Source organism: Rhizobium sp. AAP43 (genome assembly GCF_001296045.1).
Classification (GTDB): Bacteria; Pseudomonadota; Alphaproteobacteria; order Rhizobiales; family Rhizobiaceae; genus Allorhizobium.
The window spans coordinates 44,212-68,160 of the sequence record NZ_LJHS01000008.1; the positions used below are offsets into that span (position 1 = coordinate 44,212).

A 23,949-nucleotide genomic window follows, 5' to 3' on the forward strand; every position below is an offset into this window, starting at 1 on the left:
CGCCCCTTCCGGGATTTGAAGCCCCTTCGGGCGAAACATCGCGACCTTCGTCAACTGCGCCCGAACAGCCGTTCGATATCGGAGAGCTTCAACTCGACATAGGTCGGGCGGCCGTGATTGCACTGGCCCGATCCCGGTGTCTGCTCCATCTGCCGCAGAAGCGCGTTCATTTCCTCGACCCTGAGCTGCCGTCCCGAGCGCACCGAGCCATGACAGGCCATGGTCGCAGCGACATGTTCAAGCTTCACGGACAGCCGGTCGGCGGTATCCCACTCGGCAATCTCATCGGCGAGATCGCGCACCAGCTTCACCGCATCCATCTCGCCCAGCATGGCGGGGGTCTCGCGAACCGCAATCGCGCCGGGGCCAAAACGCTCGATTGCGAGCCCGAGCTGCTCCAGGCCTTCGGCATGGCTCATCAGCCGGTCGCAATCCTCTTCCGGCAGGTCGATGATCTCGGGGATCAGCAGTCCCTGTGAGGGGAGACGGCGGCCGGTCAGCGCCTTGCGCATCTGCTCATAGACCAGCCGCTCATGGGCGGCATGCTGGTCGACGATAACAAGTCCGTCCTGCGTCTGCGCGACGATGTAGTTGGCATGCACCTGCGCCCGCGCAGCCCCCAGCGGATAGCTCGCCAGCGCCTCGACCGTGGCATTGCCACCGGGGGCGGGCTCGGCGCGGGCAGCCGGTTCGGCAAGGCTTGCAAAAGCCGCCTGCGTCGCTTCGGAAAACCCGCTCGGCGAAGGGCTGGGCGCTGCATAGGCGGGCGCTGTCCCGGCAAAGCCGTGAACCGTGGACGTCGGTAAGGCAAGTGGCCGCGATGGCGAGGTGGCGGCGGTCCAGGTGGTCGAAGGTGGCGGGCTGAAGCCGGGGCGGAAGGCGCGCAACATGCCCCCCGCACCCGTCGTTGCCGCCCGGTCGCCGTCCCGCTGCAGGGCCTGGCGGATCGCGCCGACGATCAACCCGCGCACGAGCTGCGTGTCGCGGAAACGCACGTCGGATTTCGCCGGATGCACGTTGACGTCAACCAGGGCCGGATCAAGTTTCAACGATAGAACGGCAACCGGATAGCGCCCATGTGGTACGGTTTCGGCATAGGCGCCGCGGATCGCCGACAGGATCTGCTTGTCCTGCACCGGGCGTCCGTTGACAAAGGCATATTGGTGGGCCGAATTTCCACGATTGAATGTCGGCAGTCCGGCGAAACCGGAGAGCGCTACGCCTTCGCGCTCGGCATCAAGCTCAATGGCATTGTCGCGGAAGTCGGCGCCCAGAACCTGCGCGATGCGGGCCAGATGATCGTCGCCGGTGGAGGGAAATTCCAGCGTGCTGCGATCCGTGCCTGACAGCACGAAGCGGATCGCGGGAAAGGCGATCGCCATGCGCTTGACGATTTCGGTGATCGCGGCAGTTTCCGCCTTGTCGGTCTTGAGGAACTTGAGCCGGGCAGGGGTGGCGAAGAAGAGGTCGCGAACCTCGACGGTCGTCCCCGGATTCGACGGGGCTGGACGAACCGAGCCGACCTTGCCGCCAACCACCGCGATTTCCGAACCCGAGGTCGCACCCGTTGGGCGGCTGGTGATCGTCAGCTTGGCGACGGAGCCGATCGAGGGCAGCGCCTCGCCGCGAAAGCCGAGCGAGCGGATGTCGAACAGCGTTTCGCTGAGCTTGGAGGTGCAGTGACGGCGGATCGAGAGCTCCAGATCCTCCGGCGCCATGCCGCAGCCATTGTCGATCACCCGAAGCAGTGTCTTGCCGCCGGCAGCCGTCGCTACCTCGATGCGGGTCGCGCCGGCGTCGATGGCATTTTCGATCAATTCCTTCGCAGCGCTTGCCGGGCGCTCGATGACTTCGCCCGCGGCGATCTGGTTGATCAGGGTTTCGGAGAGTTGCTTGATGAACATTCCCCATTTTCGGGGATTCGGGCAGAGACGGAAAGGGAAAAATCGCGCTCTCCCCCGTCTTGCCGCAGGCATTAAGTGGCTCTTAACGCAGATGCTTTAATTTGATCCATGACTTGACATGTCCCAGGGCTCGGTTTCGGCCGGCGGGGGGCGCCTGCCGGGGCGTTCCGATTTTACCGCAAGCTCCGTCAGGAAGGCCCGGCATGTTGCGCACAGGCGTCACTTTGAGGAATGACCGCCGATTGTCTCGGCGTCGTCGTTAGAGGCTGTAGTTTGAAAGAGTTGACTCCGGTTTCCGGCGAGGGAGGATTGGGCGCTTTGCGCGATATCCTGCCAGACGCCCCGCTACAGCCGGCGCTGCTCGAGGCCATGTCCGAAGCGCTGCAGGCAGCCGTTCTCGTTTATGACCGCAACGACCATCTCATCTTCGCCAGCCGCAACGTCACCAACTACCTCAATCTGCCGACTGACACCTTTCGCCTGGGAACGCGCCTGCGCGACATTCTCGAAACGGCTTATGCGGCCGGCTGGCGGCATCTGGTCCCGGGGCAGGGCAACGACGAAACGCCGACACGTGACGAATGGCTGACACGCCAGATTGCGGCGCACTGGCGCGAACGGTTCGAAATGCAGGTCTGGGAAGATGGCAAGCGCTGGACCCGCTACAGCAAGCGTCGCCTCGCCTCGGGTTTTGGCTTCTGCATCATGACGGACGTGACCGACCAGAAGCGCCGCGAGGACCAGTGGCGAGCCGATGTCGAGCGCGTCCAGCTGACAGAGGAAATTCTCGACAATCTCGCCCATCCGGTTTTTGTCCAGGACCGCAGCCTGCATGTCGTTGCCGTCAACAAGATCTTCTGCTCCACCTTGTCGGTGGGAAGTGAACAGGCATTGGGCAGCCCGCTCCACGATGTCTTCGAGCACGCCGTCGCCGAGCGGCTGCTGGAACTGTCGCGCGAGGTTCTCGAAACCGGCGTCACCGCGTCGCTGGCGCTGGAGATGCGGGTTCACGGATCTGCATTGCGGATGATGCGCATCCACATGCAGCGCGTCGGCAAGCCAGGTCGATACTTTCTTGTCTCCAGCCTGGATGACGGCGGTGCGCTTGCCGACAGCGGTGATGGCATCTCTGGACATTCCCAGGCGGAGGCTCTCCCGTCGGTGATGGATGCGGATAAGGAAAAGGCCGGTGGCCGCCTTGCTGGCCGCAAGGCACTGGTGGTCAGTGGCGAGCCCGCCTTCGAGCGCGAAATGCTCGACCTTCTGAGTTTGCTCGGCCTTGATTCCTGCTGCGTTCGCAACGACGACGAACTCGAGGCCTTTCTGGATGTCGCCCGCTCCGTCAGCGTGTCGATTGATCTCGCCATTGTCGATATCAGGGTCGACATGCAGTGCCTTGGCCTGATCCAGGCGCAGGAGATCGACTACCTGACCGTCGAGGATGGTGAGGAGCCTTCGGATCTCGCCTTCGCGATTCTCGACAGATTGACGGCGCTGCAGTCGGACCCGGCGCCGGTCGACGATTGGGAAATCTGCACCGAGGACGATCCACCGGTTGTCGTCGACTCTGTCCAGGTCATCGAAAAGCCTCAGCCGCCGAGCCGCCAGTCGCTCATCCTTGTGGCCGAAGACAACGAGATCAACCAGATCGTCTTTTCCCAGATCCTTGATGGACTGGGCCATGCCTATCGGATCTGTGCTGATGGCGAGGAGGTCATCGCCGCCTGGCGGGACCTCAACCCGGCTCTTATCCTGATGGATGTCACCTTGCCGATCGTGAACGGCTTCGAAGCCGCCAGCCGCATCCGCGCAGCAGAAGACGACACACCCGCGCGCATGCCGATCATCGGCGTCCTGCCCCATGCCTTCGATCGCGATCGCGAAGCCTGCTATGCTGCCGGCATGGACGAGGTGATCCTCAAGCCTCTGAGCCCTGATGTCATAGAGCAGGTCATCCAGCGGCATGCACCCGAACTTGCGCGTTCGGCCGCATAATGTTCAATCACCCCTGATTATGGGGTGACGGACGGCTGTGTGGAGCCGCCCTCGATATGCTTTTATTAAGGCTTGCGCTGCATTCTGGAACATGTTGAGGCGTACCAGGAAGAGTGAATGGGTCCCGCTGGAACCAAAGCCGAGCACGGTGACCAGGACGAGCAATCGAATCTGACCTACACCGATCGCCTGACCGGTCTGGGAAATCGTGTGCGCCTGCGCGACAAGGTGCGCCAGCTCGCGGCTGACCGTTCGGCAGACCCTGCACCCTTCACTGTCGGCATCGTCAACCTGGACGGTTTCAAGCCGATCAACGATCTCTTCGGACAATCAGCCGGCGATGAAATCCTGTGCCAGGTCGCGCATCGCCTGAAGGCCTGTGTGCCGGATGGTGCGACCGTCACGCGGCATGATGGGGATGAATTTGCCGTCATTCTGCCGCTGGTTTTCGAGCGCAATGGTGCCGATCGCGCGGGCCAGCTGATCAAGGATGTGCTCTCTGCGCCTTACGACCTCGGCGATCGCAATGTCCGGCTATCGGCCTCGCTCGGCTTTGCTGTCTACCCCTTTGCCGGCGGCGATTTCGAGGATCTGATGAAGAGCGCCGAGACCGCGCTCTATCGCTCGAAACGTCGTGGCCGCGGTCAGATCACCGTCTATTCCCGCGAAATTGCCCAGGAAATGAAGCGCGCGACGCAGCTGGAACAGGCGCTGCGCAATGCCATCATCAATGACACGGTTGATGTCCACTTCCAGCCGATCGTCCGCCTTGTCGATGGGCGCGTGCTCGGCTTCGAAGCGCTCGCTCGCTGGATCGATCCCGATCTCGGTTTCGTTTCACCGGCCGTCTTCGTGCCGCTCGCAGAAGAACGAGGCTTTATCGACACGCTGTCCGAAACACTGTTGCGCAAGGCAGCGGAAGCGACGCTCGCTTGGCCCCGCGACCTCTTCCTTTCCTTTAACCTGTCTTCGGTCCAGCTGATGGACCCGCGCACCTCATTCAACACCTTGTCCATCCTCAACAGCGTTGGCTTCGATCCGCGCCGGCTTGAAATGGAAATCACCGAAACGGCCGTCATGTCCTCGGCCGATACAGCCCGGAGGATCATCCGCGAGCTAAAGGACGCCGGCATCCGCATATCCCTGGATGATTTCGGCACGGGCCAATCCAGCCTTGGGCGCCTGCGCGAATTTACCTTCGACAAGGTCAAGATCGACCGCGCCTTCGTCTCCGCCATCACCACCGACCGCATTTCCGAACACATCGTCCGGGCGATCGTCACCATGTGCAAGGGCTTGGAACTCGAAGTCGTCGCCGAGGGCATCGAGACGGAAGCGGAAGCCGAAGCCTTGCGGCAGCTCGGTTGCGGCATGGGGCAGGGATACCATTTCGGCAAGCCGGCCGATTCTGGTGCCACCTTGCGCTACCTGCTCGAACATCATCACGAATTCGCGGTCATCGACCGGGTAACCGCCTGACGCTTGCGACCATCGTTCAGGATGGCCAAAACACCAAAAGGCGGCGCCGAAGCGCCGCCCATGAGGCTTGTGTGGTCGTCGACCGCAACAGGTCCCTCATTCCGGGGATTAGTTACCCGTCGACGAGGTCGTCGTGCCGTCGGTCGGAGCCACGCCGGTACCGGTCGCATTGCCAGCATCAGCAGCCTGGTCGTCCAGCGTGCGGAACTCCGGCGCGTTGGTCAGGCTTTCAGCCGTTTCAGTGGTCGTCAGGCGGGCTTCGCCCTCCGCACCGTTCTCAGCCGCTTCGCGGGTGATGGTGATCTTGTCGAACGGGATTGCGACATCCTTTGAGCCGATGCCGAGGAAACCGCCGACGCCGACAACAGCCGCGACAACACCGCCATCCTTCTCAACGAGCAGGTCATTGATGTTGCCGATCGTTTCATTGTCGGCGGTGTAGATTGCCTCACCCATGAAATCGTTGACGCTGATGTGGTTTTCAGCCTGCTCGGTCAGATAGGTGGCCGAAGAGGCAGAAGCGGCAGTGGTCGTGCTCATGGCGCCGTTGGTAGCGTCAGGGGCAGCAGGCGCAACGGCCGGGGCTTCCGTGCCAGTCGTGGCAGGGGGAGTGGTCGTGGCATCCTGGGCAAAAGCGACCGGGGCCATGGCGGTGGAGCCGAGCAGCAGAGCTGCGGCGAGGGTCTTGAAGGACTTCTTCATGATGGACTACCTTTCCTCTCGAATTCTCTATCGAATGACTTGGCTGCGAGATGCTGCTGCCTTGTCGGTTCGAGGGGAAAATGCCCTTTGGCCGCGTTCGTTCCGTTATCCGTCGCAGGTTTATTTTGTTGTTTTGACGGAACAAAACCCGCAAAACGTGGTTTGCGGGCCTCCTTTTTAAGCGATCTATGACAGGACGGAGATCAAAGCTTGAACAGCGGTTCCGGCTTGCCGCGAACGCTGACACCAAGATCGAAAAGCGCACCAGCCAGCGGTTCGTTGCCACGTTCTTCGTCAGTCAGGCCTTCCCAGCAGGAGGTGACGGCAAGACGATCGAGGGCCTTGCCGAAGAAGGCGGGGCAGGTTGGGCGACTTACCGGAACGGCATGGCGCGACAGGTGACGACCGTCCGGCGAATAGCGATCCACAGCACCCCCATCCCAGTTGGAATTCCAGATTGTGCCTTCGAGATCCGTCACGGAACCGTCGATCACGCCCTTGCGTGCGGATTGGTCGATCAGCACTTTCGGCGCCGAACGCGGCAGACCGGTGAGCGGGTCAAGCTCGACGCTCATCATGTGGTTGACCTTCGAGTCGTTAAAATAGCCGATCGTGCCATCCGGCGAGAAGCAGATGCCGTTCGGAATGCTGACAGCCTCGAACAGCTTGGTCACCTGCGTTCCGGCAATATGGAAGATGGCGCCGGCGCCGGTTTCCGCCGTCCGGCTCATCGTGCCGATCCACAAGGCGCCGCTTGGATGCACGCGCCCGTCATTCGACCGATTGCTCGGCTTGTCCTCGATCTGGACGTATGGCGTGAGGACGCCGGATTGGCGGTCGCGCAGGTAGAGCCCCTTGTCAGACGCCAGCATCTGGCGCTGGTCGTCCACCGAGGCGATGACGCTGCCCTTGAATGGCAGGGCATGCGTGTAGGTCTGGCCACGCTCGACATCGAGCTCGCAGAGCGTGGATCCGAGGATATCGAACCACCAGAGGCGTCCCGTGATCGGATCGTAGGACGGGCCTTCGCCCAGTTCCAGGCACTCTTTCGAAAGAACCGTGCCCTTGAATGTCTCAGTTGCGACCATGCGTTGTCTCCTGCCGAAATCTCGGTCGTGTTTTTAGGCGTCAGACCTTTGTCTAACAGGGGTTTACGGTAAAATTGAAGGCCTATCTGGACCCCCAAAGCCGCAGGGGCTTATCCTCACCCAATTATTGGAGGCGGATTCGGTTTTCGAATCTTTCGCCTTCACGTTATTCCGGCATGATCTATTTTGTAATGCGGCGCCTCGATACATGTTACCAGAGGTGGTTCGCGATGGCATTGATGATGGATTTTTTGGATGCTCTGCTGGCACCTGGACGATATGATGGGAAACGACGGGGATGATCGGTATCGGCGGGTACGTCTGATCGACCGGGTTGTCGCTGGCGCGGAAATGACGAAGCCATGAGTCCGTTGGAGAATGTGAAGGAAAGCCGGATCGACACTTTGGTTGAAGAAGTGTCGGGGTTCAAAACGCAGTTCGACGTCTTCCGGTTCATGAAGCGCGTGACCGAGCAATATGGCTCCCGTGCCTTCATGGTGGTCAATCTGCCGGGTCCGACGGCACTCAGCCTCGCCAGCAGCTCGATCATCACCAATTGGCCATCCGATCTGATTTCCGAATTCGACCAGGTCGGCCTTCTGGCCGGAAGCCCGGTTCTGGCGCATCTGCGCAGGGCCTCCATTCCGTTCCGCTACGACGTGGAGCGCAGCGACCTGAAACGTGACGCGCAGACGGCTGCGGTTTCAAGAGCCCTCTTCACCCGGTTCAGAATGAACAGGGGGGCTTATTTCCCAGTGCATGACGCATCAGGCGCGCGCGGCGCGATCTCGCTCAGTGGCGATCGCCAGCCCTTCACCAATGACGAGATGAAGGACCTGACCTATCTGTCGATCTTCGTCTTCAACCAGCTGGCGGAAATCCGGGAACTGGACAGCCGCAACAGCGACATGCTGACGGAGCGCGAGCTCGACTGCCTCAACTGGACGGCCGCTGGCAAGACCAGCGTCGAGATCGCCGAAATCCTGACCCTCTCCGAGCACACCATCAACCACTACCTCAATCGGGCGACCAAGAAGCTCGATGCGGTCAACCGCACGCAGGCCGTTGCAAAGGCCCTGCGCCTCGGCCTGATCAAGTAGATGCTCAACTGGCGCTTTTTTGAGCGCCATTCCGCCTGCTTTCTTCGCACGAAGCCACGGATTTCGCAGCATTAAGCGGCCGATACTGCGCTGCACAATCTGGCACGGATCCTGCATCTTGAGGATCAGTCCAGAGGGGACGTAGCAAGGCACCTGTCAAGGGTCCTGCAAGGAGAAGCCGCCATAGGGGCCGTCCGGCACCACGTGGCGGCTTTTCTTTTCTCGCATCCAGCGCGGTATATGTCGACGCAGGCATGCGATGCCTGTTGGCGAAGTCGTGTCGCTCCATTATCTAAGGCCGGACGCGACAAGACGCAGAAGGACATGACATGACAGAGTTGACACGCGAGATCGTACGCCAGGCCCTGACCGGTGTCCGGGGACCCGATCTCGACGGAAACATCGTCGACCTCGGCATGGTGTCCGACATCTTCATTTCCGAAGGCAAGGTCTACTTCTCGATCAATGTGCCCGCAGACCGTGCCGATGCGCTGGAGCCGCTGCGTCAGGCGGCCGAGCGCACCGTCAAGGCGCTTGCCGGTGTCAAGGGTGCCGTGGTCAGCCTGACGGCCGAGCGAAAGCAGGGAAGTGCCGCGCCGCCGCGCCCGCAAGCCGCCCCTGCCGCCCACAGCCACGGGCATAGTCACGGCCACAGCCATGGTCCGGCACCGACGGGTCAGCCGGCCGGCCCGCGCGGCAAGGCAGGTGTTCCCGGTGTGGGCGCCATCATCGCGGTGGCCTCCGGCAAAGGCGGCGTCGGCAAGTCGACTACGGCCGTCAATCTTGCACTCGCCTTCAAGGCGAATGGCCTCAGCGTCGGCATTCTCGATGCCGATGTCTATGGCCCCTCCATGCCGCGCCTCCTCGGCATCACCGGCCGTCCGCAGCAGATCGAGAACCGCATCATCGTGCCCATGGAAAACTACGGCATCAAAGTGATGTCGATGGGCTTCCTCGTCGATGAAGGCACGGCGATGATCTGGCGCGGTCCGATGGTGCAGTCGGCGTTGATGCAGATGCTGCGGGAAGTCGCCTGGGGCGATCTCGACGTGCTCGTGGTCGACATGCCGCCGGGCACTGGCGATGCACAGTTGACCATGGCGCAGCAGGTGCCGCTGACCGGTGCCGTCATCGTCTCGACACCGCAGGATCTGGCGCTGATCGATGCGCGCAAGGGGCTGAACATGTTCAACAAGGTTGAGGTTCCGGTCCTCGGCATTGTTGAGAACATGAGCTATTTCATCGCCCCCGATACCGGCAACCGCTATGATATTTTCGGCCATGGTGGGGCAAAGACCGAAGCTGAGACGATTGGCGTGCCCTTCCTCGGCGAGGTGCCGCTGACAATCTCGATCCGCGAAATGTCTGATGCCGGAACGCCCGTGGTGGCTGCCGAACCCGATGGGCCGCAGGCGCGCATCTACCGCGACATCGCCGAGAAGGTCTGGGATCAGGTGAAGACCCGTTCTGGTCGTGCGGCACCCTCAATCGTTTTTGAATAGGAGCAAGGGCCGCCGCCCCCGAACGCAGAGGCGCAAGGAGGCGGCGGGTCGCGCAGGCCCGGCTTCTTGGGTCGGGGGCTTGGACGCTCACCAGCGCGAAACGATCACCAACGACCATCGCGCCAGTCGATTCCGGACGCGTTGACCGAGATCAAGCTGTGGTTTCGGCCGGTCGCTTGACGGGTTCAGCCGTGCGGAGCCTGCAATTCAGTCGTGCAAGATAAGACTTGGCAAGCGATGCCGGAGTGTGATTTGGTCCGCGCCATTGCCGGATACGGTGCGGACGAAGGTGATCATTCTTGATCAGGGCCTACAGAAAAGACGGCAAAGCCGAAGTGATCGGCGTGGATCCGGCTTATGCTAAATTTACCGACGATATCGTCTGGATCGATCTGATCAGCCCGAGCCGCGAGGAGGAGCTGTTCGTCGAAGCGAGGCTGGGAATTCCCTTGCCGACGCGGGAGGAGCTCAAGGACATCGAGCCGTCGAGCCGCCTCTATGTCGAAAACGGTACGGTCTATATGGCTGGATCGCTGATCTATCGGGCCGAGACCGACTTGCCGTTGCTCACCGATATCGCCTTCATCCTGCATGAGGATCGGTTGATCACCATTCGTTATGCGGAGCCAAAGTCCTTCGCCCTTTTCAGTGCGGGCCTGCTGCGCGGCAATGGCAATGGACATTGCCGTTCCGGTGCGACCCTGGCCTGCCGTCTGTTGGAAACGGTTGTCGATCGGACGGCCGAGGTGCTCGAAATGCTGGCGACACGCCTCGACGACTTGTCGATCACGGTGTTTGTCGACCGAAAGGCCGCCAAGCGGCGCCCACCGCACTTTCTCGAAGACAAGCTCCTGACCATCGCAAGGCATCACCAGCTGGTGAGCAAGGTCCGGGACAGTCTCGTCTCCCTCTCGCGCCTCGTCGCCTTCCTGCAAGCGCAGCCGGCCATCCGCCGCGATGAGGAAGCCGTCGAGCTCTGCTCCCTTCTGTCCCGAGACCTCAATTCGCTCGGCGAGCACGCGGCCTTTGTCGCCAACAACATCACTTTCATGCTGGATGCCTCGCTTGGTCTGATCAATGTCGAGCAGAACGCTATCATCAAGATCTTCTCGATCGCTTCCGTGGTCTTCTTGCCGCCGACGCTTGTTGCATCGATCTATGGAATGAACTTCCAGCTGATGCCGGAACTTCAGTGGCAGTTCGGTTATCCACTGGCGCTGGTCGGCATGCTGGTGTCCGCCATTGTTCCCTTCCTGTTTTTCCGTTGGAAAGGCTGGCTCTGAAGAGCCTGAAGTCCCATGCAGACTGTCGAACATCAGGCCGATGCCGGCCCCAAGGACACCCGTGCCTTCCTGGCTCTCGCCCTCGGTTCCGTCGGCGTCGTCTATGGCGATATCGGAACGAGCCCGCTCTATGCCTTTCGCGAGGCGTTGAAGCCGATCGGCGTTGACGGCATCACGCGCGTTGAGGTCATCGGGCTCATCTCGCTGATGATCTGGTCACTGACCATCATCGTTACCCTCAAATATGTGCTCTTCCTGCTGAGAGCCGACAATGACGGGGAGGGCGGCACGCTCTCGCTGCTGGCGCTTCTATCGAAGACGGCAAACGGGCACGGACCGATCCTGATGGTACTGGGCCTCATCGGTGCAGCCCTTTTCCTCGGCGATTCCATGATCACGCCAGCGCTTTCGGTCCTGTCGGCGGTCGAAGGGCTCAAGCTCGTGGCGCCGGATCTGGCCGATTTCATCGTCCCGATCTCACTGGCTATCCTGATTGGCCTTTTTGCCGTGCAGTCGCATGGAACCGGCGCTGTCGCCCGCTTCTTCGGCCCGATCACCGCACTCTGGTTTATCGTCATGGCTGCAGGCGGCATCTATCATATCTTCGACGACGTCGGCATCTTCGCTGCCTTCAATCCCTGGTACGCGGCAAGCTTCATGCTGCGCGAGGGGTTTCTCGGCATCGTCGTTCTCGGTGCCGTCTTCCTGACGGTTACAGGGGCAGAAGCGCTCTATGCCGATCTCGGCCATTTTGGCCGAAAGCCGATCCAGTTGGCCTGGTTTGCCCTGGTCTTCCCGGCGCTGGTGCTGAACTATCTGGGGCAGGGCGCGCTCGTCCTTCACAATCCGGAGGCGATGTCCGATCCCTTCTTCCTGATGTTCCCCTCCTGGGCACTGCTGCCGATTGTCATCCTTGCGACCTTTGCCACGATCATCGCCAGTCAGGCCGTGATTACCGGGGCCTTCTCGCTGGTCCGCCAGGCCATCCATCTCGGCTTCCTGCCGCGCATGCGCATTCTGTTCACCTCCGAGACGCAGACCGGACAGATCTATCTGCCCTCGGTCAACACGCTGCTGCTCGTTGGCGTCCTGGTGCTGGTCCTTGTGTTCGGAAGTTCAGAGGCGCTGGCAACCGCCTATGGCATCTCGGTCACGGGGGCGATGGTGGTGACCACCATTATGGCCTTCGAATTCGTCCGCAAGAATTGGGGCTGGAGCCTGTTGACCGCCTTGGTCGTGCTGATGCCGCTTCTCGCACTTGAACTTGTTTTCCTGGGGGCAAACCTCCTCAAGATCCAGGATGGCGGCTACATTCCCGTCCTGTTTGCTTTTGCCATCACCATCGTCATGTGGACGTGGCGCCGTGGAACGGCGATCCTGTTTGCCAAAACAAGACGGGACGACATTCCGCTCGATGCCTTCATCGAGATGATCGAGAAGAAGGGCGAGCACGGCCCGGCCGCTGTCGCCGGTACCGCGATCTTTCTCACCAGCGATCCGACCCGGGCGCCGGCGGCGCTGATGCACAATCTCAAGCACAACCACGTGCTGCACGAGCGCAACATCATCCTGACGATCCGGACCCTCGGGCGCCCGCGTGTCACGGAGGGCGAGCGCTTCGCCGTCGAGGAATTGTCCTCCCGCTTCTCGCGCGTCGAGATTCGCTTCGGTTTCATGGAGACCCAGAACGTCTCCAAGACACTCGCGACCTTGCGCCGCGGTGGCCTGAAGTTCGACATCATGTCGACCTCCTTCTATCTCGGCCGCCGCAAACTCGTGGCCGCTGCAGGCATGGGCATGCCCCACTGGCAGGACCGGCTCTACATTGCCATGGCCGAAACGGCCGCCGATCCCTCCGATTACTTCCGTCTGCCAGCGAACCGAGTGATCGAACTCGGCTCGCATGTTGTGATCTAGTTCACACCACCATCGATGCGCCTGGCCGGTCGCCTTTGGTCGGCCATGTTCCTATGGCCAAACAGATCCGACACCGATCTCCGGCGGCGTTAACCAAGCATCAAGGTTAACGGGAGATAGTTTGTCGATAGTGTTCCTGTCTGTTTCGCGTCGATTGTGTCGGAGTATGGCTTTGCGTTCCCAGTCCCGCCGTTCGAAGAAGGTCCTGTCCCGCTTGGAGAACTGGACCTCTCCCCTGGTGTTCGGTCTCGCCTCTTGGCTCATTTTCCCATCCGTCGCAGCCCAGGCTGATCTGGCCGGGCTTCTGGCTGGCGCCGACCGCGGCGCGAGCAATTGGCGCATGGTTCTTACCTCCACGCCTGCCGGCTCGATCCACGAGGCGAAGCTTGCCTTCTCGGATGCCGAAGCGTCTGAAGCTCTGGCTGGCGGCGCGGGCGTCATCCTGCCAGATGGCCGCCGCATTGCATTTGATGGTGGCAAGGCCGCGGCCGATCCTTTGCCGGACGAGATGCGCGTCACCCGTGACATGAAGAAGGGCAGGGTGGTTGCCGTGCAGCAGATGCTGCCGCCGCGCGCCTTCTCAGCCGGTTCCATTCTGGAGCGCACCAGTTTCTTGATGGAGCCGAAAACGCTGGAGCCATCCGCATTCGTCAAGGACAAGACCAAAACCAAGCCGGTCGAACTCGCCAGCTTCTACTTCAAGCGCGAGACGCCGAAGGCCGATCCGTCTCTGTCGCCAATGGTTGCCGAACTCGTCACCAATTCGACGCCAGACGTTCTGGCCACCGCTTACGCGCCGCCAGCACCGGACTATGCCAGCGTTTCGCCTTTCAACTCGATCCTGGCGCCGGAAACCGAGACCAGCGGACGATTCATCCCGGACATCGACGCCAAGGATCACTCTTGGGCCGCCACGCCGCTGCCGCCTGATGTCTTCTCCGAAAAGGAGCAGAAGTGCCTCGCGCAAGGCATTTACTTCGAGGCGCGCGGGGAATCGGTGAAGGGCCAGGCCGCCGTCGCGCAGGTCATCCTCAACCGCGTGCGCAATCCGCATTATCCGAACACGATTTGCGGTGTGGTTTACCAGAATGAGGACCTGCGCAACCGCTGCCAGTTCTCTTTCGCCTGTGACCGCATTCCGGACATCGTCACCTCGCCACGCCACTGGCGCATGGCCAAGGAAATTGCCATGGCCGTCACGGCGGGCAAGATCTGGTTCAAGGATGTCGGCTCCGCCACGCACTACCATGCGACTTATGTCCATCCGAACTGGGCGCCAACGATGAAGCGCGTCGAAAAGATCGGTAAGCACATCTTCTATCGCACCTTCGGTGGCGGTTGGACCTGATAGAGACCAGCCACCAGCCTGGCGCGACTGCCGGAATGGGCAGCGTTGCCCGCCATGTTTGTCCATGCTGTGTGTAACGTCACGGGCATCGGCTTCCGAAGCGCCGCCATCCACGTCAATGTGGCAGATTCTGGTCGCCGCCCGCGGCCAAGTGACCCGTTTTGCCCTCCGTCATTTGTGTGAAAACGCCCGCAATGGCTTAAATCCATGATTTTGTTGGGTTAATTTGTGGTGAAACTTGCAGCCTCAATGCCTTGACTATGCAGGGGCTCAAAATTATGGTGCGGCCGACTTCAAAGCGGGCCGGACGGGTTTTATTGCCGCCGTTTTTGCATTCGTTTCGGGCGCGATAGCGGCTCAGGGAAGGCGGAGCGGGGATAACCATGACGGATAACCGGGAAGAAGGTCTGGAAGAGCGACGCAAACGACTGGCCGAACAACTCTCTGTCAGGGAGGACAAGGTCAGGGACGAGGAACGGGCCGACATCAACGCCGACGAAACCCGCAAGGGCTACGGCATGGCGATGAAGATCTCGAGCGAGTTCATCTCTGCCATCATCGTCGGCACGCTTTTGGGCTATCTTTTCGACCACTTTGTCGGCACATCGCCTTGGGGCATGATCGTCATGCTCTTGATTGGCTTCTGTGCTGGAGTGTTGAACGTCATGCGTGTCGTCGGGATCGTGGCATCGCCGCATCCGGCAGACCGCAAGATGGACCTGGAAGACAAGGGCAACGGTCGCTAAGGCGGCGGACCCGAGACGTAAAGTGACCGCTTCGGCGGCGAAATTGAAAGAGCAGAACGTGTCAAACGATCCTACGCATCAGTTCCTGATCCAGAAGATTGTTCCGATCGAGATCGGCGGGATCGATTTTTCGTTCACCAATGCCTCGCTGTTCATGGTTGCGACTGTCGCGGCCGCATCGGGTTTCCTTTACTTCTCGACCTCGAACCGTGGCCTGATTCCGACGCGCATGCAGTCGGTCGCCGAGATGGCCTATGAATTCATCGCCTCGATGCTGCGCGAAGGTGCTGGCTCCAAGGGCATGAAGTTCTTCCCCATGGTCTTCTCGCTGTTCATGTTCGTCCTGACGGCGAACCTGCTCGGCATGTTCCCCTACTTCTTCACGATCACCAGCCAGATCATCGTGACCTTTGCGCTGGCGCTCTTCGTCATCCTGACGGTCCTGGTCTACGGCTTCTATAAGCACGGACTGCACTTCCTCTCGATTTTTGCGCCGTCTGGCGTACCGGGCGCGCTTCTGCCGCTCGTGTCCGCGATCGAGGTTGTGTCCTTCCTGTCGCGTCCGATCAGCCTTTCGGTTCGTCTTTTCGCCAACATGCTGGCCGGTCACATCACGCTGAAGGTCTTTGCCGGCTTCGTTGCCTCGATGAGCGCCATGGGTGCGATCGGCATCGGCGGCGCAATCCTGCCCCTCATCATGACGGTCGCCATGACCGGTCTCGAATTTCTCGTTGCCTTCCTGCAAGCCTACGTCTTCGCGGTACTGACCTGCATGTACCTGAACGACGCCGTGCATGGTGGCCACTGAGAATAAAGTCGCTGGCCCCGGCTCGCCGGGTGTCATAAACAGCCGCAACAACCCATTCGAAGGAGTATCCATATGGAAGCGGAAGCAGCAAAGTACATCGGCGCGGGTCTCGCATGCCTCGGCATGGCTGGTACGTCCCTCGCTCTCGGCCGTATCTTCGGTGACTACCTGACCGGCGCACTGCGCAACCCGTCGGCTGCTGACAGCCAGTTCGGCCGTCTGGTATTCGGCTTCGCCGTTACGGAAGCTCTGGGCATCTTCTCGCTGCTCATCGCTCTCCTTCTCCTGTTCGCCGTCTAATACCGGCTGGAGTTTGGGATCACGGCGCGCCGATGAGGCAGCCGTGATCTCGCGCATTTGAGCATACACCTGGAGGTGAGCATGTTTGTGACCCCCGCCTATGCCGAGGAAACTCCGGCAGAAGGCCAGCTTCACACGGAAACCGGCGTAGCCAATGACGCGGCGCATGGTGGCGGTGTGTTCCCGCCTTTCGATACGTCGACCTACCCGTCGCAGCTTCTCTGGCTGGTGATCACGTTCGGCGTCTTCTACATGCTCATGCAGAAGGTTATCGTTCCCCGTGTCGGCGGCATTCTCGAAAACCGCCATGATCGGATTGCACAGGATCTCGATGAGGCATCGCGCCTCAAGACCGAGGCTGATGCCGCCATCGAAACCTACGAGCGCGAACTGACGACGGCCAAGGCGAAAGCCGGCCAGATCGCAGGTGCTGCCCGTGACGCCGCCAAGGCCAAGGCCGACGCTGAGCGCGCTGCGGTCGAAGCAGAGCTTGCAGCCAAGATTGCCGCTGCTGAAACCCGCATTGCCGAGATCAAGACAAAGGCCTTTGCGGAAGTCGACACGATTGCCATCGATACCGTCAGCACGATTGTCGAAAAGCTGATTGGCACGAAGGCAACCGCAGCCGACATCAAGGCCGCCGTTTCCGGCGTTGCCAAGCAGGGAGCCTGAGGTCCATGGACGCAACATTTTTTGCCCTCGTTGGCCTCGTTCTCTTTCTTGCCCTGCTCGCCTATCTGAAGGTGCCGGGCATGATGGCGAAGAGCCTCGACGCCCGTGCCGACAAGATCCGTGACGAATTGGCAGAAGCCAAGCGTCTGCGCGAAGAGGCCCAGCATCTGCTGGCCGAATACCAGCGCAAGCGCAAGGAAGCTGAAGCCGAAGCCGCCGCCATCGTATCGGCTGCCGAGCGCGAAGCAGCATCCCTGACCGCTGAAGCCAAGCAGAAGACCGAGGAGTTCATTGCACGTCGCAACGCACTCTCCGAGCAGAAGATCAAGCAGGCAGAAAGCGAAGCGGTCAATGCCGTGCGCTCTGCGGCTGTTGATCTTGCAATTGCCGCTGCCGAGAAGGTTCTGGTCAAGAAGGCCGATGACGGCGTTCAGCAGGCCCTGTTCAACGCCTCCGTCAGTGAGGTAAAGTCCCGTCTGAACTGAGTTCGGACCAGGCTTCACACCGCAGAATTTGTGAAACGCCCCGATCGGTTCGCCCGGTCGGGGCGTTTTTCATTGGAGGATATTATATGTCTCAGCGCAGGCCTGTAATTTCGACGCTGCTTTTCGCCGGGGCTCTGCTCAGCAATGCGTCATCGCTATCTGCGACCGAAGAACTCGCCTGGCATGGCTGGAGCGGGGAGGGGGTTGCATCGCTTGTCTATGGTGTCGCCGAGAGCGACCACGTGGTTCTCTCTTTCTCCTGTGAGGGAAAGAATGGTCCGATCAACGTGGTCTATTCCCACGAACCGAAGTCCGCGAAGCCGGATCAGGCCTTTGACCTCACCCTGACCGCCGGCAAGGCCGTGCGCATCATCGAGACCACCGGTTTCCGGCTCGAGATGGACGATCTCTTTATCCTCGAGGGCGCAATGGCGGCAGGTGGCGAGCGGGACTTGGGCGAACTGCTCTCGGCGGCCGACACGCTTTCGATCAGCGTCGAGGGCGATGTGACAGAGCTTCCCTTGGCAGGCGCCAAAGAGGCCGCGCAAAAGCTGATCGACACCTGCGGCACCTGAGGTTTTCGCGCTGACGCCGAACGAGCGCTGGTGCTCCGCACTCGCTGCGAAATAGTGGCCGCCTGCGGTCAGTCTGCCTCGACCCTGAGCGGGCGGAAACTCATCCGGTGCAGCGGGCAGGGGCCGTGGCTGGCAATCGCGCCGCGGTGACGTTCCGTGCCATAGCCGGCATGCACTTCAAACCCGTAGTCACGATAGAGAAGCCCGGCCCGCGCCATCATCCGGTCGCGCATCACCTTGGCGATGATCGAGGCCGCTGCAATCGAGACGGATCGTGCGTCCCCCTTGACCACCGCCTCGCCGCTGCAGGAAAGTCCTGGCGGGACGTCGCGTCCGTCGGCGAGGACATGATGCGCCCTGACTGGCAGTCCGGCAACGGCTCGCCGCATGGCATCAAGGCTCGCCTTGCGGATGTCGACCAGATCGATATGGCGCGGAGAGGACGAAGCAATCGAGACGGTTGCTGCCGCCATGATCGCCTCGAAGAGAATTTCCCGCTGCTTCAGCGACAGTTTCTTCGAATCGTTCAGCCCTGCCGGTATGTTATCCGGATCGAGAATGACGGCTGCGGCCACGACCGGCCCCGCGAGTGGCCCACGCCCGGCCTCATCCGTGCCAGCGACAGGCCACATGCCCCGGTGCCTGGCGCGGGTCTCGATCGAAAAATCCGGGAGAAGCGGAAGGTCTGCGAAGAGGTCAGGAGAATCGGGTGGCGTGCGCGTTTTCATGCGGCAGAAATCGCACGCGCACCCGACCTCCTGCAAGTCCCCGGTCCCTTTCGTCGGTGAAGTCGAAAGGGGCGGCTACCAGGGACTACATCCGGCGCGAGGCGGCGGATGACCGCGCCGGAATTGCTTTCTAGCGTGTCCGCTCTAGAGCAGTGACAACTGAACCCCACCGCTGTTCGGCGAAATGAACAGATCCTCGCGCAGATGCAGGCTCCGGCGCATCAGGCCAAGCCGTTTGGTCGCCATCTCGAAGCGCCGGCTGATCTGCCATGCATAGGGGCCGGCCCCCTTCATCCGCTTTCCGAATTCGGCATCGTAATCCTTGCCGTCACGCATGGAGCGCACCAGCGACATCACATGCCGATAGCGGTCCGGATAATGCTGCAGCAACCAGTCGCGAAACAGAGGGCTGACTTCGAGCGGCAGGCGCAGCAGGACATAGCTTGCCTCAGACGCCCCGGCCGCCTTGCCGGAATCCAGCACGCGCTCGATTTCGTGATCGTTCAAGGCCGGAATGACGGGCGCCATCATGATGGCGACGGGAATACCGGCCTCAGACAGAGCCTTGATCGCCTCCAGTCGCTTCGTTGGTGTCGAGGCGCGCGGCTCCATCGTCCGGGCAAGCTTGCGGTCAAGCGTTGTCACGGAAATACCGACCTTCACCAGGCCGCGTTCGGCCATGGATGTCAGGATGTCGACGTCGCGCAGGATGAGCGCCGACTTCGTTACGATGACGACTGGATGATTGGCTTTATCCAGCACTTCCAGGATCTGCCGCATGATCCGCCATTCCCGCTCGATCGGCTGATACGGATCGGTATTGGTGCCGATTGCGATTGGTTTCACCTTGTAGCCGGGCTTCGACAATTCGCGCTCCAGAAGCCGCGCAGCATCCGGTTTCGCAAACAGCTTTGCCTCAAAGTCGAGCCCGGCCGAAAGACCCATATAGCTGTGTGTCGGGCGAGCGAAGCAGTAGATGCAGCCGTGCTCGCAGCCGCGATACGGGTTGATCGAGCGGTCGAAGGGAATATCGGGCGACTCGTTGCGGGTAATCACCGTACGCGGCTTCTCGACCTGCACCTCCGTCTTGAAGGGCGGCATGTCCTCCAGCATTTGCCAGCCATCATCAACGGCCACCCGCTCCAGCTTCTCGAACCGCCCGGCAGGATTGATGCCAGCCGCGCGGCCACGCCGCCGGTCAATATCGATCCGCATCCCGGAAGCATTCATCAGCGCATCGGCAATATCTGCCGTATTGCCGGGCTGGAATGCAGCCTGGCTCACAAGAGACAGCTCGGTCATGTGTTGGCTCCTCGCGGGATCGCGGCCCGCTCAATGACTATTTTCCTACCGCAGCAATGAGAACAATGCAAGAACAAACTTTGAGAATCTGCCGGTGGCAAAACTTTGTGCAATGCGATAGATGTAGGCAATGTTGACCGTCATCATGGAATGCCACGATCAGGAGCCCGAGCTCGCACAGACCTTGTCCGTGCTTGTAGCCGGTGCAGTCGAGGGTTTGGTGAGCGATGTCGTGGTTTTGGACCATGGCTCGCAGGATGGATCGTCCCTAGTGGCAGATGCTGCCGGTTGCCGCTTTTATCAGCAATGGGACATGAAGGATGTGCTGGCGTCCGCGCGTGGCGAGTGGCTGTTGCTGATCGAACCGGGTGCGCGGCTGAGCCCTGGTTGGGTCGACGAAGTGGCAGAATATGTTGCGCTCAACAAGCAGCCGGCGCGTTTTTCGGAATCACGGCTTTATCGCCTGCCTTTTTATCGCCGGCTGACGCGCAGTCCGCCGCCGCTGGAGAACGGCCTGTTGATCCCCAAGCGCCAGGCGATGGGTCTCGCCGGACCCGGGCGTGAACTGCTGCAGCTGGCGCGTGGTGAAAAGCCGCGCCGTTTGGCGAGCGAGATCATCCCATCTTGGGTCGCCCGCGAAGCCCGCCGCTGAGGCCTCCCGGGCCGTTATGCCCCGCGCCGCAAATGTTCGTCGAGGCGAGGCATGATTTCCACGAAATTGCATGGCATGTGCCTGTAGTCGAGTTGCAACTTCAGGATCCCGTCCCAGGCATCCTTGCAGGCTCCGGGAGAGCCTGGCAGCACGAAGATAAAGGTTGAATTCGCAAGGCCAGCGGTTGCGCGGGACTGGATGGTCGAGGTGCCGATCTTGTCATAGGAGATCCGGTGAAAGACCTCCGAAAAGCCGTCCATTCGCTTCTCGAACAAGGGCTCCAGGGCCTCGGGCGTCACGTCGCGTCCGGTGAAGCCCGTGCCACCGGTGGTGATTACAACATCGATGGCCTCGTCCTTCGTCCACTGCTCCACCTGGTCACGGATGGCAGCCTTGTCGTCCTGCACGATGGCGCGCGCGACAAGCCTGTGACCGGCTTCTGCGATCCGGGCGACAAGCGTGTCGCCAGAGCGATCGTCCTCCAGGCGGCGCGTGTCAGAGACGGTCAGCACGGCAATGCCCACTGCGATGAAGGGGCGGCTTTCGTCGATCCGGCTCATGCTCCGTCTCCTTGCTCGTGCTCATGGGCAACCGTGCGCGTGAGAAGCACATACCATTGTGGCCGGTAGGCCGATAGCGCCAGGGCTGCCTTCAACGCCGCCTGTTCGCTGTCATAGAGGCCGAAACAGGTGGCACCGGATCCGGACATGCCGGCAAAGACCGCCAGGCTTTCACGCAGCAGGCCGCAGGCTTCGGCGATTTCGGGCACCAGCGCTTCGGCCGGCGGCTGCAGGTCGTTGCGAAGCTGCGGGAAGACTGCGCGCCATGCTTCAGCATCGGGCGCGTCCGGCAGCTCCACCATCGGCGCATTGTCGCGCCGCTCCAGCCTTCGAAAGATCTCCGGCGTCGAAACCGGCATCAGCGGATTGAGCAGAACCATCGGAAAAGAGGGGAGGGCGACTGGCGTGATCGCCTCACCAATGCCCTGGGCTCTGAGGGGCAGGGCGTGAAGGCACATCGGCACATCGGCGCCAAGCGACAGGGCAAGTGCGGCCAGCGCCTCTGCGGGCAACTCCGCCTGCCAGAGCCGCAGGAGCCCGCGCAGGGTCGCCGCCGCATCGGCAGAGCCGCCGCCGATTCCGGCCGCCACCGGCAGGTTCTTCTCAAGCGTGATGGCAACGGGTGAAGAGGGCAATCCATGCTGATCAAGAACAGCGCGCAATCCATCACGCGCGCGGATCACCAGATTATCCTCAAGGTTTTCCTGGCCAAGCGAGAGAGAGCGGGCAAAGGGCCCCGAAAGGCGCAGGCTGTCGGCCTCGGCGGTCCGGAAGGTTAATTCATCGCCGTCTTCGGCAAAGCTCACCAGACTATCGAGCATATGATAGCCATCTGCCCGGCGCCCGGTCACATGCAGCGCGAGGTTAACCTTGGCCCGTGCGGTCTCCTCGACCGGGGCTTTCGCCGGATCGTGGAGACCTTTCATCGGATCAGGTCTTCTTGTCGTCTTTCTTCGGCGCGTCTGCCGGCTTCGGCTCGATCTTGGCGGCATCCGCCTCGAGCGGCGGCAGCCCCTTGTCGATCTTCGCCTGGATCTTCGGCACTTCCGTTTCTTCCGGCTCGGAGGCCAGCGCCCGCTTCCACTGGTAGGTGGCCTCAAGCTTGCGTCCAACGCGCCAATAGGCATCGCCGAGATGGTCGTTGATCGTCGCGTCGCCGGCCTTCAGCTCGATGGCGCGTTCGAGTTCGACGACCGCTTCATCGAAACGGCCGAGGCGGTAATAGGCCCAGCCGAGAGAATCGACGATGTAACCGTCGTCCGGACGAAGCTCGACAGCCTTTTTGATCATCTCCAAGCCTTGCTGGAGATTGCGATTCATATCGACCCAGGAATAGCCGAGATAGTTCAGCACCTGCGGCTGTTCGGGATTGAGCTCCAGCGCCTTGTTGAAGTCCGGCTCGGCCTTGTCCCACTTCTTCAGGCGCTCATAGGCGATGCCGCGCTGGAAGAAGACGGACCAGTGATTGCGCACCGGCCGCGCGCCGATGATTTCCACCGCGCGATCGTAATTCTCCGCCATGGCGGCATAGTCCTTGGCATCGGAAAGCACGCTGCCATAGGCGAGATAGCTGCGAATATCCTGCGGGTCCGAGGCGATCAGGGCCTGGAGATGCTTGCGTGCCTCATCCACCTTGCCGGTCAGGGCAAGCGTCAGGCCAAGCTGCAGCTCGGAAATTCGGCGCATCGGCGAGGCAGCCGGCACGTCGCGATAAAAGGCGATGGCCTTTTCCGGCTGCTCGGCCTTTTCGGCAATGCCGCCGAGCAGGATCAGCGTATCGGCCGCATCCTTGTCGAGGGCGCGCGACAGCTGGAGATAAAGCATCACCGTGTCTTCAGCACCTTCGCGATTGAGCGCGCCGCCGATAGAAAACAGCACCCCGGCTGCCCCTTGTGCGGCAGTCTTTACGGCAGGCTCAACCGTCTTGCCGGCCTCGATTGCCTGGCGCAGCGCATTGAATGGTGCGTAGTTGGTGATCATTTCGTCGCCGGCGGAAAGCGCATCGAGCGCCTTCTGCTTGTTGCCAGCACCCGCTTCAAGCGTTGCCAGTGCCATCACGGCCCGGGCAAAGGTGTCAGGCGCGGTCGCGCCACCATTGCGATCGGTGATCGTGTCAGTCAATGCGCTGCGGGCCGTGTCGATGTCGCCGGCAGCTGCGGCCATGATGCCGAGATTGTAATTGCGGAAAATATCGTACCAGCCCGGTCCGTCGAGATCCTTGACCAGCGCCAGCGCTTCCTTCGACTTGCCATTACCAAAATTGGCCCAGGCAACGAGAAGCTGGTTCATCAGCCGGTCGAGATCATTCGGCCCCTGATACTTCAGCGAGGTCAGCGCGTCGTCATAGTCGCCGTCGCGGATCGCCTGAAAAGCCAGTGTCACCGAAGTCACGCGCTCGACCGCCGGATCCTTTTCCAGCGTTCGAGCAATCTTGGCGCCTTCGTCGAACTCGCCATTCATCAGAAGGGTGATCATCAGCCGCTGCTGCAGTTCAAGCTCGTTCGGGGCAAGCTCCAATGCCTTGCGGTAAAAGCGCACCGCATTGCCATAGTCTCGATCGGCCTCGGCCGTGCGTGCGGCCAGATAAGCGCCGGCGAAGGAATCGACGGCGGTCAGATCGAAACTCTCTGCTTCTTCCGTTTTTCCGGCAGCAGCAGCGGCCAGCGCCACGGAGGTCTGCGCCACGCCAAGGAGCAAGACCAGGGCGGTTCCGGCGAGAATGCGAGAGACGAGGCTTTGCCGCATGTAATTGGGCCTTTCAGGGACTGATGGCGAGCACGAGCGTCGCGCGCGCGGAAGCGCA

22 protein-coding genes are annotated in these 23,949 nt (G+C 61.3%); 14 read left to right on the plus strand and 8 right to left on the minus strand.

Annotation, left to right across the window (positions count from 1 at the left end):
* Nucleotides 1–50: 50 nt before the first annotated feature.
* Complete coding sequence (gene mutL, locus IP76_RS07425; protein WP_054157576.1) at nt 51–1,904, minus strand: DNA mismatch repair endonuclease MutL; 1,854 nt, start codon at nt 1,902–1,904, stop codon at nt 51–53.
* A gap of 273 nt (nt 1,905–2,177) precedes the next feature.
* Between mutL and IP76_RS07430 the strand changes: the two genes are divergently transcribed.
* Both IP76_RS07430 and IP76_RS07435 read left to right on the plus strand, forming a co-directional pair.
* Complete coding sequence (locus IP76_RS07430; RefSeq protein ID WP_245281415.1) at nt 2,178–3,899, plus strand: response regulator; 1,722 nt, start codon at nt 2,178–2,180, stop codon at nt 3,897–3,899.
* A gap of 117 nt (nt 3,900–4,016) precedes the next feature.
* Nucleotides 4,017–5,378: a bifunctional diguanylate cyclase/phosphodiesterase gene (locus IP76_RS07435; RefSeq protein ID WP_054157578.1), complete on the plus strand. Its 1,362-nt coding sequence runs from the start codon at nt 4,017–4,019 to the stop codon at nt 5,376–5,378.
* 108 nt (nt 5,379–5,486) lie between these two features.
* On the opposite strand, the gene IP76_RS07440 is transcribed toward IP76_RS07435, so the two are convergent.
* The gene (locus tag IP76_RS07440) at nt 5,487–6,080 is read right to left on the minus strand and encodes a PRC-barrel domain-containing protein (protein ID WP_054157579.1); all 594 of its coding nucleotides are present in this window, start codon (nt 6,078–6,080) and stop codon (nt 5,487–5,489) included.
* A gap of 203 nt (nt 6,081–6,283) precedes the next feature.
* Nucleotides 6,284–7,168 (minus strand): SMP-30/gluconolactonase/LRE family protein, encoded by an 885-nt coding sequence (locus IP76_RS07445; protein ID WP_054157580.1) that lies wholly within the window; start codon nt 7,166–7,168, stop codon nt 6,284–6,286.
* A gap of 362 nt (nt 7,169–7,530) precedes the next feature.
* Between IP76_RS07445 and IP76_RS07450 the strand changes: the two genes are divergently transcribed.
* From IP76_RS07450 to IP76_RS07500, 11 genes are all read left to right on the plus strand, one after another.
* The gene (locus IP76_RS07450; RefSeq protein ID WP_054157581.1) at nt 7,531–8,268 is read left to right on the plus strand and encodes an autoinducer binding domain-containing protein; all 738 of its coding nucleotides are present in this window, start codon (nt 7,531–7,533) and stop codon (nt 8,266–8,268) included.
* A 329-nt stretch (nt 8,269–8,597) separates the two neighbouring features.
* Nucleotides 8,598–9,770 carry an Mrp/NBP35 family ATP-binding protein gene (locus IP76_RS07455; protein ID WP_054157582.1) on the plus strand — a complete coding sequence of 391 codons (1,173 nt, stop codon included), beginning with the start codon at nt 8,598–8,600 and terminating at the stop codon, nt 9,768–9,770.
* A gap of 299 nt (nt 9,771–10,069) precedes the next feature.
* Nucleotides 10,070–11,053 (plus strand): magnesium transporter CorA family protein, encoded by a 984-nt coding sequence (locus IP76_RS07460; RefSeq protein ID WP_054157583.1) that lies wholly within the window; start codon nt 10,070–10,072, stop codon nt 11,051–11,053.
* Nucleotides 11,054–11,068: 15 nt separating this feature from the next.
* Nucleotides 11,069–12,970 carry a potassium transporter Kup gene (locus tag IP76_RS07465; RefSeq protein ID WP_054157584.1) on the plus strand — a complete coding sequence of 634 codons (1,902 nt, stop codon included), beginning with the start codon at nt 11,069–11,071 and terminating at the stop codon, nt 12,968–12,970.
* Nucleotides 12,971–13,136: 166 nt separating this feature from the next.
* Nucleotides 13,137–14,318: a cell wall hydrolase gene (locus tag IP76_RS07470; protein ID WP_054157585.1), complete on the plus strand. Its 1,182-nt coding sequence runs from the start codon at nt 13,137–13,139 to the stop codon at nt 14,316–14,318.
* A 383-nt stretch (nt 14,319–14,701) separates the two neighbouring features.
* On the plus strand, nt 14,702–15,064 hold the full coding sequence (locus tag IP76_RS07475; RefSeq protein ID WP_054157586.1) for an AtpZ/AtpI family protein: 363 nt from the start codon (nt 14,702–14,704) through the stop codon (nt 15,062–15,064).
* Between the two features lie 58 nt (nt 15,065–15,122).
* Nucleotides 15,123–15,872 carry a F0F1 ATP synthase subunit A gene (locus tag IP76_RS07480; RefSeq protein ID WP_054157612.1) on the plus strand — a complete coding sequence of 250 codons (750 nt, stop codon included), beginning with the start codon at nt 15,123–15,125 and terminating at the stop codon, nt 15,870–15,872.
* A gap of 72 nt (nt 15,873–15,944) precedes the next feature.
* Nucleotides 15,945–16,172, plus strand: coding sequence for a F0F1 ATP synthase subunit C (locus IP76_RS07485; protein WP_006726635.1), 228 nt, complete (start codon nt 15,945–15,947; stop codon nt 16,170–16,172).
* A gap of 81 nt (nt 16,173–16,253) precedes the next feature.
* Nucleotides 16,254–16,844 (plus strand): F0F1 ATP synthase subunit B, encoded by a 591-nt coding sequence (locus IP76_RS07490; RefSeq protein WP_054157587.1) that lies wholly within the window; start codon nt 16,254–16,256, stop codon nt 16,842–16,844.
* Nucleotides 16,845–16,849: 5 nt separating this feature from the next.
* Entirely contained in the window at nt 16,850–17,329 is a 480-nt protein-coding gene (locus tag IP76_RS07495; RefSeq protein ID WP_054157588.1) for a F0F1 ATP synthase subunit B, read from the plus strand.
* A gap of 86 nt (nt 17,330–17,415) precedes the next feature.
* Entirely contained in the window at nt 17,416–17,904 is a 489-nt protein-coding gene (locus IP76_RS07500; protein WP_054157589.1) for a hypothetical protein, read from the plus strand.
* 68 nt (nt 17,905–17,972) lie between these two features.
* Here the strand turns inward: IP76_RS07500 and IP76_RS07505 are convergent, their stop codons facing one another.
* The gene (locus tag IP76_RS07505) at nt 17,973–18,632 is read right to left on the minus strand and encodes a ribonuclease HII (protein ID WP_054157590.1); all 660 of its coding nucleotides are present in this window, start codon (nt 18,630–18,632) and stop codon (nt 17,973–17,975) included.
* A 144-nt stretch (nt 18,633–18,776) separates the two neighbouring features.
* Entirely contained in the window at nt 18,777–19,934 is a 1,158-nt protein-coding gene (locus IP76_RS07510) for a PA0069 family radical SAM protein (RefSeq protein WP_054157591.1), read from the minus strand.
* 130 nt (nt 19,935–20,064) lie between these two features.
* Here IP76_RS07510 and IP76_RS07515 point away from each other — a divergent pair, with 130 nt between their 5' ends.
* On the plus strand, nt 20,065–20,586 hold the full coding sequence (locus IP76_RS07515; protein WP_054157592.1) for a glycosyl transferase: 522 nt from the start codon (nt 20,065–20,067) through the stop codon (nt 20,584–20,586).
* A gap of 14 nt (nt 20,587–20,600) precedes the next feature.
* Here IP76_RS07515 and moaB read toward each other — a convergent pair whose 3' ends face one another.
* Genes moaB through IP76_RS07530 form a run of 3 tightly spaced genes read right to left on the minus strand, consistent with a single transcriptional unit; the run spans nt 20,601 to nt 23,891 of the window.
* The gene (gene moaB, locus IP76_RS07520) at nt 20,601–21,146 is read right to left on the minus strand and encodes a molybdenum cofactor biosynthesis protein B (protein ID WP_054157593.1); all 546 of its coding nucleotides are present in this window, start codon (nt 21,144–21,146) and stop codon (nt 20,601–20,603) included.
* Nucleotides 21,143–22,072: a 4-(cytidine 5'-diphospho)-2-C-methyl-D-erythritol kinase gene (locus IP76_RS07525; RefSeq protein ID WP_054157594.1), complete on the minus strand. Its 930-nt coding sequence runs from the start codon at nt 22,070–22,072 to the stop codon at nt 21,143–21,145. The genes moaB and IP76_RS07525 overlap by 4 nt, the downstream gene beginning before the upstream one ends.
* 4 nt (nt 22,073–22,076) lie before the next feature.
* Nucleotides 22,077–23,891 (minus strand): tetratricopeptide repeat protein, encoded by a 1,815-nt coding sequence (locus tag IP76_RS07530; protein ID WP_054157595.1) that lies wholly within the window; start codon nt 23,889–23,891, stop codon nt 22,077–22,079.
* Nucleotides 23,892–23,949 lie beyond the last annotated feature (58 nt).